Source organism: Candidatus Woesearchaeota archaeon, from assembly GCA_016928155.1.
Classification (GTDB): Archaea; Nanobdellota; Nanobdellia; order Woesearchaeales; family JAFGLG01; genus JAFGLG01.
In genome coordinates this window covers 103254-112615 of record JAFGLG010000009.1, presented here as the reverse complement: position 1 = coordinate 112615, position 9362 = coordinate 103254, and the positions used below count along the sequence as shown (strand labels likewise).

The following is a 9362-nucleotide window of genomic DNA, read 5'->3' as shown; positions in this document are numbered from 1 at the left end:
ATGATTATTGTGGTGGCACGCTTGTGTCCCTTAATTCTATGACTTCTCCTGTGTCTGCTTTGATGCTCATTATGTATTCTGATTGCATGACCTGCCAGCATGGCCTGCAGTCTGCTCCTGATATAACAGGCGTGTCGCTTAGTGCCAGATGGTATGCCTTCTCTTCATTCCCTATTTTTGATACAGCAATTTCAGTCACCTTGTCTGAGTCTATCCATTCTCCAGAGACATGGTATTTATGTGCGGATCCGCTTGATGGTGTGGGGTTTGCCTGCAGTCTCCCATTGATGTATAATGACATATACCCTTCATCGCTTGATGGTGAGTAGAACACTGCTGTCCATTGTATGGATTTTCCTTCTTTGTCTGCATATTGCGAGTTTATTTGCACAAGTCCTGCATCTGATTTCCATTTTTGTGCATCTGGGAGCATCTTTTGGTATGCCTCTTTGGCTGTTATCCCATTGCCGGGCATTTGATCATCTTTTGTCCTGTTTTCTGTGGGCGCTGTGCATCCGATAATGAGGATAAGCGCCAATATCATCATGATCTTTTTCATGTTATCCCTCCATCCCCTTTTAATATGGGGGGATATAAATAGTTTATTAAACTATATAAATCACAGCCCTAATATCATTGATATGAAATCCCAGATTCGTGTTATTGGAATTGATGACTCTCCTTTTGATAAGGGTCAGAAGGATAAGGTTCTTGTCATTGGTACCATGTTCAGGGGTGGTGATTTTCTTGATGGTGTCCTCTCCTGTTATGTGAGTGTGGATGGTTCTGATGCCACATCAAAGATTATTAGGATGATCAGATCATCTAAGTTCTGCCCTCAGCTCCAGTGCATATTCCTTGACGGTATCGCTGTTGCCGGATTCAATGTTATTGATATTCAACAGCTCAACAAGGAGACTTCTTTGCCTGTGATCGTGGTGATAAGGAACAAGCCTGACTTGGTGAAGATAAAGAAGGCGCTCAAGAATCTGAAAGATGGAGAGGAAAAGATGAAGATGATCGAAGGTGCAGGAGTTATACATTATATTGGTGGGGTGTATTGCCAGATTGCAGGTATAGACACAAAAGAAGCAATCCAATTCCTTAAGGTCTGCTCAACACGTTCGAAGATTCCAGAAGCTTTAAGGATATCCCACATAATCGGCAGCGGCGTCACGAAAGGCGAATCAAGTGGTGATGCATGACACTCTACATCGTCTCAACACCCACAGGGAATCTGCAGGACATCACTCTGAGAGCCCTTGATGTTCTCAGATCTGTCCAATTGATCGCCTGCGAGGATACAAGGCAGACCCGCAAGCTCCTTGCAAGGTTCAGCATCAGTGCAAAGCTCGAGCCTTATCATGACAAGAACGAGCGTCATAAGTCAAAGCATCTCCTGAATCTTCTCAAGGCAGGCCTGGATATTGCTCTCGTCTCTGACTCAGGCACTCCTCTTTTGTCTGATCCGGGGTATCATATTGTGAAGCTTGCCGCTGAGAATGATATCAGGATAGTTCCTGTCCCTGGCGCATCAGCCATGCTGTCTGCTCTTGTCTGTTCAGGGTTCTCTTTGCAGGAGTTTTCCTTTTATGGTTTTTTTCCAAAGAAGCAGAAATCCCAGATGGAGATCATTGAGAAGATCAAGTCAAACAAGGTTACAGTCCTCTACGAAAGCCCTCATAGGGTCCAGAGGACCATGGAACTGCTGAAAGAGCACATCCCGGATATGCAGATTGTCATTGCACGTGAGCTCACAAAAGTGCATGAAGAGTTTATCAGGGGCAGGATCATTGATGTTTGCCAGGAGATTTCACAGCATCCTTTGAAGGGTGAGATTGTTCTTGTGATTTCTTAGTCCTATGGTATATGATCCCGGCTATTCCGAGGATAAGCAGCAGCAGCCCGCTCATCAGCGTATCATGGAGTATTTTTATGCTCATGTCCATGAAGAACTGCTCTGGAAAAAGTTGTATCATGTTCCCAGAGCCGAACATCCAGTTCCCCTGGGGGAAGAATATCTCATGGAACTTTATGAATATGCTTTCAAAGTTCTTGCTGAGTGAGTAGGTTATTATCTGGGATGCCCCTATTGCTGCTCCGGCCATTATGAATGCTATGCTTATGTTGAAGAAATACTCTTCTGGTTTCAGCAGATAGATGAGATATAGCAATATTATGATCATTATTATCAGCCCATAATAAAGGTACACACCTCGCCTGATTAATTCTTTGACATCATGCATATGGCTCTTCTCTGATTCATCCCAGAATTCATCCAGCTCTGCCTTGTTCTTGAAATATTCATGGAGATTAGTGACTGCGCTGTCTGCCGTGCTTTTGTTTATTTTATCATATACCCCCAGCTTTTCGAATTCTTGGTGGTAATATTCTTCATTGAAGATGTTGCTTTTTGTATTGCTGAAGAGAAGCAGTGCACATATTGAAAGGACCAGAATGATTAATGCGATTTTAAGGGATTTCATCTTAATAATAGAGTTTTCCTTCTGATCTCTGTTTCCTGTCCATCTGGGATCCTGGCTTGTTTGCGCGCGGGCGATGGCTCTCATCATCTCTCCTGAATGTAAGTCCGATGTCATGCAGGAACATGTTCATCCCTTCTTCCATAGGATAAGGCCCGTTCACATCGCCTTCCACAGCAGGTTCCCCTGTGAATACCACCAGTTCATCTGATAGATAATCTACAAAGAGCAGGTCGTGGTCTACGACAAGGGCGGTCTTGTCTTTCAGCTCCATGAAGTCCCGTATCACTTTTGAGACAACCAGCCTTTGCTCTGCATCAAGGTATGCTGATGGTTCATCCAGGAGGAACAGGTCTGCTTCTGTGCTCAGGCATCTTGTTATGGCCACTCTTTGCAGCTCCCCTCCTGACAGTTCATTGAGGTTCTTGTAGAGCAGTGGCTCTATCTGCAATGGTGTCATCAGTTCCTTGTGTTGCATTGCATCCTTCAGGACTGCGATGACAGGCACTGATCCTGTCTCTAGGTATTGGGGCTTGTATGACACCTTGATCTTCTGTGTTATCTCTCCGGAGTCCTTCTCGTCTGCTCCTGCCAGGATCCTGACAAAGGTGGTTTTTCCTATCCCGTTCTCTCCGAGCACGCCCACGACATTCTGCTTGTGCAGCCCCCCTTCCTCAGCCCTCAGCTCGAAATTGCCGAGTTTTTTCTTCAGGTTTTTCCATTCTGTGAGGGTTGTCAGTTTCTTCTTGCTGAATGGCGGTCTGAGATGGAATTCTATCTTCTTGTCCCTGAATCTCACATTCTCTTCTTTGAGATAGCCGCTCAGGTAGACATTCATGCCTGTCCTTGTCGCTTTCGGCTGCGATACTATGCCGTATGCCCCCGGCTTTCCGTACATTATGTGGATGAGGTCTGTCATGTAGTCGAGTATTATGAGGTCATGCTCTACCACAAGGACTGATGTTTTCTCGTCTGCAAGCTCTCTTATGAATTTTGCGGCATTGAGCCTTTGTTTTATGTCGAGGTACGATGTGGGCTCGTCGAAGATGTAAAGGTTCGCATCCCTGAGCACGCATGCCGCTATTGCGACGCGCTGGAGCTCTCCCCCGGATATTTTCTTGACGTCATTCTCCAGCACTTTCTTCAGGTCAAGCTTTTCTGTTATCTCGTCGAGCTTGTTCTTATCGTCGACTTTCTTCAGGAGCTCCCTGACTGTCCCGGAGAATACCTTCGGTATATCATCGACTTTCTGGGGCTTGTAGCTCACCTTTATCTCGCCCTTTTTCATCTTGTCGAAGAAGAGCTGTGATTCTGTGCCTTTGAAGAATTGTATCAGGTCATCATAGCCGGCTTCCTTGCTGTGATTCCCCAGGTTTGGCTTGAGGACTCCTGCAAAGACCTTGATTGCAGTCGATTTTCCTATTCCGTTCTTTCCGATCACTCCGACGACTTTGCCGAAGATCGGCGTCGGCAGGGAATAGAGGGCAAATTCATTCTGGCCGTATCTGTGGATGGGTTCTTCCTTCAGGGCTTCTGGGAGGTTGATTATGTGTATTGCTTCTGGAGCTGTATTGCTGCAGATCCCGCATCCGATGCACAGGCTCTCTGCTATGAAGAGCTTTTCTCCCTGGAAATATATGCACTCTTCTCCTCTCCTGTTCACCGGGCAGAGGCTTTGGATGTGCTTCTTCTTGTCCATGTCTTTCAGTTTTGTATTGTCTATTACAGCTATCCTTGTCATGTTGTTTAGCCCAATTTTTATGTTTATAAATATATCCCATATTCAGGCTCTTTCCGGAAAGTCATTGGCTTAGGGTCAAAATGCTTTATTTATTGTAGTTTGGATGCATCGCGAGGGGATGGCCCCTACGGGAACGCAGCATCTGCCTGGATAATGAACTAGCATTTTGAAGCCAATGAAATCGAGCATTAGCAAGATTCCGGACAGAGCCCCATACATAAGGTATATATACCTTAAAAATAACATATATTGCATATGAGCGATAAGGATGAGGACACTCCGCATGAGTATATCAGGAAATATTGTGAAGCTTGTTACAAGCTTCCTTATTATGATAGGCAGAGCCTTTATGAAATCGAGAGGATGCTGAAGGATAAGGAATACAAAGACAAAGAGACTGCAGAACAGCATTTGGCGTATTTAGAGCATCTTTCTGACAAAACAAAGGAGATTTTATCGAGTGAGAAGCGTCAAGGTCTAAATAACTTAGAATTAGAGGAAGATTTGCGTAAAATGGACTCTGTTTTCCGCCAGCTCTTATCTTTGAAGTCTAGTCTTCCAAAAGCTCCTTCTTATTATTAACATTTATAAAACTCTTATCTCTACTGAGTTCATGAAATGCGGGATATGCAAATCTAAGATACAGACTACTTTTCTGAATAAGATTATCGGTACTTATGTGAAGGACCAGAAGGGCAAGAAGCATCTTGTCTGCTTTGATTGTCAGAAGAAATTTAAGTCAAAGCAGGATATTCTGACGAGTTTGTAGGTTGCAGATGCCTCCGTAGCTCAGTGGCTGGAGCGGCGCTCTCGTATCATGTGATTGATGATGGATTGCATGAAGGGCCAAGCGCAGGTCGGGAGTTCAACTCTCCCCGGAGGCTCTTTTCAGTTCGTGGGACTGTTAAGTCCCACTTAAGTAGCGTGTCAACCGAGCTACCAGTTGCGTGGAGTTCAACTCTCCCCGGAGGCTTTCATCACTTTTTTATATCATCCCCTTCTTCCCGGATAATATGGAGATGGTTGATATTGTGGATGAGGAAGATAATGTCATAGACACAGTGCCTAAGCAGCAGGCCCATGATATGGTCTTGCTCCATCGCGGTGCTGCTGCATTGGTGTTCAACTCGAAAGGCGGGATCCTTGTCCATAAGAGAGCCTCAATCAAGGGCATCTACCCTGGCTTTTATGATATGTTCGTCGGTGGTTGGGTCCAGCATGGAGAGGATTATAGGGAAGCTGCGATGAGGGAAGTTGAGGAAGAGGTCGGCATTAAGGATCCGGATCTCAGGTTCTTGTTCAAGCATCGCTACACCTGCGAGATCGATGATTATTTTGTGGAGATATTCTCCTGCATATATGATGGTGGCCTGAAGCTGCAGGAAGATGAGGTGGCAGAGGCTTATTTTGTCACAATTGACCAGCTTGAGGGGATGTTCAAAACAAAGGAATTCTGCCCTGATTCTCTGGAGATTTTCAATGAATACAAGCGAAGGAAAGAAAAGGGTATTCTTTGAGCGCGCCATCTTCATCTCTTGGTACTGCGCCAAGGGCGACTGCAAGTTCTGCTATATGTCGACGCAGAAAGATAAGATTGCGGATCCAGGCAGGGCCAGGAGATCAACCCCTTCGATCCTGGCAGAGGCTATTCTTGCAAAGAAGTTGAACTGGAAGATTGAGTTCATCTCTGGCGGGATCCATTCATTCTCAAAGAAAGAGCTGGTTTCTCTCCTTAACCATGTATACAATATCTACGGAGAGAAGCTCTGGCTGAACCTCGGTGTCTTGGATGAAGACCTGATAAGGCAGCTCCTGCCGATAACAGAAGGCATATGTTCCACTGTCGAATGCATAAATCCTGTTGTCCACGACCAGGTCTGCCCTTCCAAGCCGCTCAGCGAGGTATTGGAGCAGTTCAGGATCTGCGATAGGTACAATCTGAAGAAATCCATTACCATTATCATCGGACTTGGTGAATCAGAAGATGATATTCCTTTGCTCATCGATTTCATAAGGGATCATGGCATATCCAAGATGACTTTCTACGCATTGAATCCCATCAGAGGCACGATTTTCAAGAAAGGCCCTGATAAGGATTATTTTCTCAGATGGATAAAAGAGACAAGAGCAGCCTGTCCTGATCTGCATATTGTTGCCGGCCATTGGGTTGACAGGGTTGATTATATCAGGGAGATGATTATTGCAGGTGCTGATTCTATCACTAAATACCCTGCTTTCAGGCTTTTCGGCTCTTCTCATTCAAAAGAATTGGAAAGGAATATCGGATCTGATTTTGCAAGCAATCTGACAGAGATGCCTGATTTTGACGTCGATAAGGAACTCAAGAAGTATGGTTTTGAAGACAGGCTCAATTCTCAGGTCAAGGGAAAGATAGAAAGGTATCTGGAAGTCATGAGGAAAGGTGAGAGGAAATAATTTTTGTCCTCTTTCTTCCTACTGCAGGAAAATTCAGTAGATCCTGACCAGATTTGCTCTGCAAATCCGGATAAGCAAGGTTATTTTTCTCTTGAATTTTCCATCATAATAGACGGCCTGGCAAAGGATGCGAAAAAGTGGTGCCGGTTCATCAGGTTTCTTTCATGAATGACATGCGTTGGCAGGATTTTCCTTCTCTAAAGCCTGTCCTTTGTCATGAATCCTGCAAGCAGGAGGAAGACTCCTACTCCGATTCCGCCGTATGTGATGCCAAGCACTGCATAGTAGCTTGAGCAGTATGGGCATAGCTTATTATACACGGCAGAGAACCCTAATGCTAACAGCCCTACTATGAGGGCTGCCCACCCGATCGCTATCATGTTGTGTTTCATTCTTTCCCTCTGGATTCATATCCTGAACTTTCCGTTCTGGAGTATTGTCCTTCCGTCTATTGTAACTTTCCCGTCTTTTCGCAGGTCTTTTATCATGTCCCAGTGCACTGCGCTGTCATTCTTCCCTTTGCACCACTTGTAGCTTTGTCCGAGCGCAAGATGCACTGTTCCGCCTATTTTCTCGTCGAACAGTATGTCCTTTATGAATCTGTCGATGTTGAAATTGACCCCTATCCCGAGTTCGCCGAGATATCTTGCGCCCTTGTCTGTATTGAGCACTGAATTTAAGTATCCTTCATTCTTTGCTGCTGTGGCTTTTATGCATTTCCCGTCCCTGAACTTGAGCCTGACCATGTCAACTTCCTTGTTGTTGTAGATTGCCGGATAATCGAAGAGTATCTCGCCGTTCGCTGTGTTCTCGACAGGTGCTGTGAAGACTTCTCCGTCTGGCACATTGTATTCTCCCATGTTTGCTATTGCGACCCTTCCCTTTATGCTGAATGTCAGGTTTGTCTCAAGACCGGTTATCCTAACTTCGTCTCCCCTGTCCATTATCTGCTTGAGCTTCTGCCACTTCCTTGTCATTGCTGCATAGTCCACATTGCAGGCCCTGTACACATAATCCTCGAATTCGTCCAGTGACATGTCTGCATCCTGCGCATATGCTGTTGTGGGATATGGCACAAGGCACCATCTTGTATTGTTGACCCTGTATGTCCCTATCTTATGCAGGACTCTTGCCCTCGCAGCAAGTTTCTTCTCGTCTACATTGGAGAGCTCTTTCTTGTTGTTCCCGCTCCTTATGTATATTATGCAGTCTGTGTTCCTGACTTCATAATAGTCGATCTGCGGGAAGTTGTTTATCTGTTTCATGTCTGCATGCTTGTAGTATATGTATGATCTCCCGTTGAATATGACATTCGATCTCGGAAGCCCCCCTGCCAGCAGCACTTCTTTGTATATGGCCTTGATGAGCGGGATGGCATCTTCGCTCCCTGATATCAGTACAGTGTCTCCTCTTTTTACCTTGCATGAATGTCCGACGACAATTTTTGCTAGCCTTTCTACTCTTGGGTCCATTTTCTCTCCTCCTATTCATATCTAAGTGAATCTACCGGGTTCATCCTTGATGCCTGTCTTGCAGGCAGCAGCCCTGACAGCGATCCTATCAGGAATGAGAATAATAATGCTCCGATTATCAGGAATGCCGGGTAATCTGCTGTCAATATCCCAGGGCCTAGCCCTATTTTTGCCCCTATCTCGACAGCTTTGCTCAATCCGACTCCGATAAGCACGCCTATCACTCCTCCGACAGTTCCAAGAAGCCCTGCCTCGATGAGGAATATGAGCATTATGTCGCTGTTCCTTGCGCCTATAGCTTTCATTATGCCGATCTCGTTTGTTCTTTCCAGGACTGCTGTGTACATTGTGTTCATTATGCCTATGCCGCCGACAATCAAGGATATGGCGGCGATGCCTATTATTATGCCTTGGACTATGAGCAGTATAGTGCTGAATGTCTCCAGAGTGTCCTGCGATGTTGACACCTGGAAATTTTCTTTTCCTTCTTCAAGCCCTCGGTCTTTTCGCATGGCTTCCTCTATCCTGTCTGCAACTCTGTTTATGTCCTCTCCTTTTTTTGCTGCAGCCATTATTACAGAGACTTTTTCTTTTTCTCCTGTGATCTCCTTAAGTGTGTCTATCGGTATGAGTATTATCCCGTCGAACATGGGGTTGCCAAGGGACTTCCTCACGCCTATTATCTCAAAGTCATGGTCCAGCATTTTTATCTTGTCGCCCGGTACGAGCTTTCGGTCGAATATCTCTTCGCTGTTGAACCTGTATCCGACAACTGCTTTGTACTTGTCTCCTTTTCTGAGGAATCTCCCGGTTTCTGTCTGCAGGAGTGTAGTCCCTTCCAGTATTCGGCGGTCTTCTCCTTCTGGTATCCCCTGTATCAGTGTGTAGATCTTTTTTCCCCTGAATTCTGCAGAGTCTGCTTCAAGCAGCATGAAGGCCACCCCATCCACCCCTTTCACTCTCCTTATCAGCTCTACATCATCCATGGTCACATCTGTTTGGCTTGTCCCTGATCCCGGAGGCCCGAAGCTTCCGCTTTTCTGTATTGTTATCCTGTCGCCGCCTATGACAGATAGCTGGCTCATTATTGTGTTCTGCAGGCCTTGTCCTAGCGCCATGAGTCCGACAACTGCAGCTATGCCTATGAATATCCCTATGAGTGTGAGGAATGTCCTTTTCCCCCTCTTCCTGAGGTTCTGGGATGATAATTTGAAATAGTCTGCTATCATT

Annotated in this window: 12 protein-coding genes and 1 tRNA gene; 7 read left to right on the top strand and 6 right to left on the bottom strand. The window is 45.5% G+C overall.

Going from position 1 to position 9362, the window contains the following annotated elements:
• Positions 1-4: 4 nt before the first annotated feature.
• Positions 5-559, bottom strand: a complete 555-nt coding sequence (locus JW968_05540; protein ID MBN1386406.1) for a hypothetical protein — start codon at positions 557-559, stop codon at positions 5-7.
• An 82-nt stretch (positions 560-641) separates the two neighbouring features.
• On the opposite strand from JW968_05540, the gene JW968_05535 reads away from it, so the two are divergent.
• Both JW968_05535 and rsmI read left to right on the top strand, forming a co-directional pair.
• Positions 642-1205, top strand: coding sequence for a DUF99 family protein (locus tag JW968_05535; protein ID MBN1386405.1), 564 nt, complete (start codon positions 642-644; stop codon positions 1203-1205).
• Entirely contained in the window at positions 1202-1858 is a 657-nt protein-coding gene (rsmI, locus tag JW968_05530; GenBank protein ID MBN1386404.1) for a 16S rRNA (cytidine(1402)-2'-O)-methyltransferase, read from the top strand. The genes JW968_05535 and rsmI overlap by 4 nt, the downstream gene beginning before the upstream one ends.
• Here rsmI and JW968_05525 read toward each other — a convergent pair.
• A complete protein-coding gene (locus JW968_05525; GenBank protein ID MBN1386403.1) occupies positions 1791-2486 on the bottom strand; it encodes a DUF1461 domain-containing protein in 696 nt (231 codons plus the stop codon). The two genes, rsmI and JW968_05525, sit on opposite strands and share 68 nt — an antisense overlap.
• Before the next feature lies 1 nt (position 2487).
• The gene (locus JW968_05520) at positions 2488-4224 is read right to left on the bottom strand and encodes a ribosome biogenesis/translation initiation ATPase RLI (protein ID MBN1386402.1); all 1737 of its coding nucleotides are present in this window, start codon (positions 4222-4224) and stop codon (positions 2488-2490) included.
• A gap of 255 nt (positions 4225-4479) precedes the next feature.
• Here JW968_05520 and JW968_05515 point away from each other — a divergent pair, with 255 nt between their 5' ends.
• From JW968_05515 to JW968_05495, 5 genes are all read left to right on the top strand, one after another.
• Positions 4480-4806 carry a hypothetical protein gene (locus tag JW968_05515; GenBank protein ID MBN1386401.1) on the top strand — a complete coding sequence of 109 codons (327 nt, stop codon included), beginning with the start codon at positions 4480-4482 and terminating at the stop codon, positions 4804-4806.
• A gap of 31 nt (positions 4807-4837) precedes the next feature.
• The gene (locus tag JW968_05510) at positions 4838-4993 is read left to right on the top strand and encodes a hypothetical protein (protein MBN1386400.1); all 156 of its coding nucleotides are present in this window, start codon (positions 4838-4840) and stop codon (positions 4991-4993) included.
• 9 nt (positions 4994-5002) lie between these two features.
• Positions 5003-5108 (top strand) — tRNA-Thr (locus JW968_05505).
• Between the two features lie 129 nt (positions 5109-5237).
• The gene (locus JW968_05500; GenBank protein MBN1386399.1) at positions 5238-5741 is read left to right on the top strand and encodes an NUDIX domain-containing protein; all 504 of its coding nucleotides are present in this window, start codon (positions 5238-5240) and stop codon (positions 5739-5741) included.
• Complete coding sequence (locus JW968_05495) at positions 5704-6660, top strand: radical SAM protein (GenBank protein ID MBN1386398.1); 957 nt, start codon at positions 5704-5706, stop codon at positions 6658-6660. The genes JW968_05500 and JW968_05495 overlap by 38 nt, the downstream gene beginning before the upstream one ends.
• Before the next feature lie 197 nt (positions 6661-6857).
• On the opposite strand, the gene JW968_05490 is transcribed toward JW968_05495, so the two are convergent.
• From JW968_05490 to JW968_05480, 3 genes are read right to left on the bottom strand one after another with little or no spacing between them, the layout of a single operon-like run.
• Positions 6858-7052, bottom strand: coding sequence for a hypothetical protein (locus JW968_05490; protein ID MBN1386397.1), 195 nt, complete (start codon positions 7050-7052; stop codon positions 6858-6860).
• Between the two features lie 15 nt (positions 7053-7067).
• Complete coding sequence (locus JW968_05485; GenBank protein ID MBN1386396.1) at positions 7068-8132, bottom strand: aminopeptidase; 1065 nt, start codon at positions 8130-8132, stop codon at positions 7068-7070.
• Positions 8133-8143: 11 nt separating this feature from the next.
• Positions 8144-9361, bottom strand: a complete 1218-nt coding sequence (locus JW968_05480; GenBank protein ID MBN1386395.1) for an ABC transporter permease — start codon at positions 9359-9361, stop codon at positions 8144-8146.
• Position 9362 lies beyond the last annotated feature (1 nt).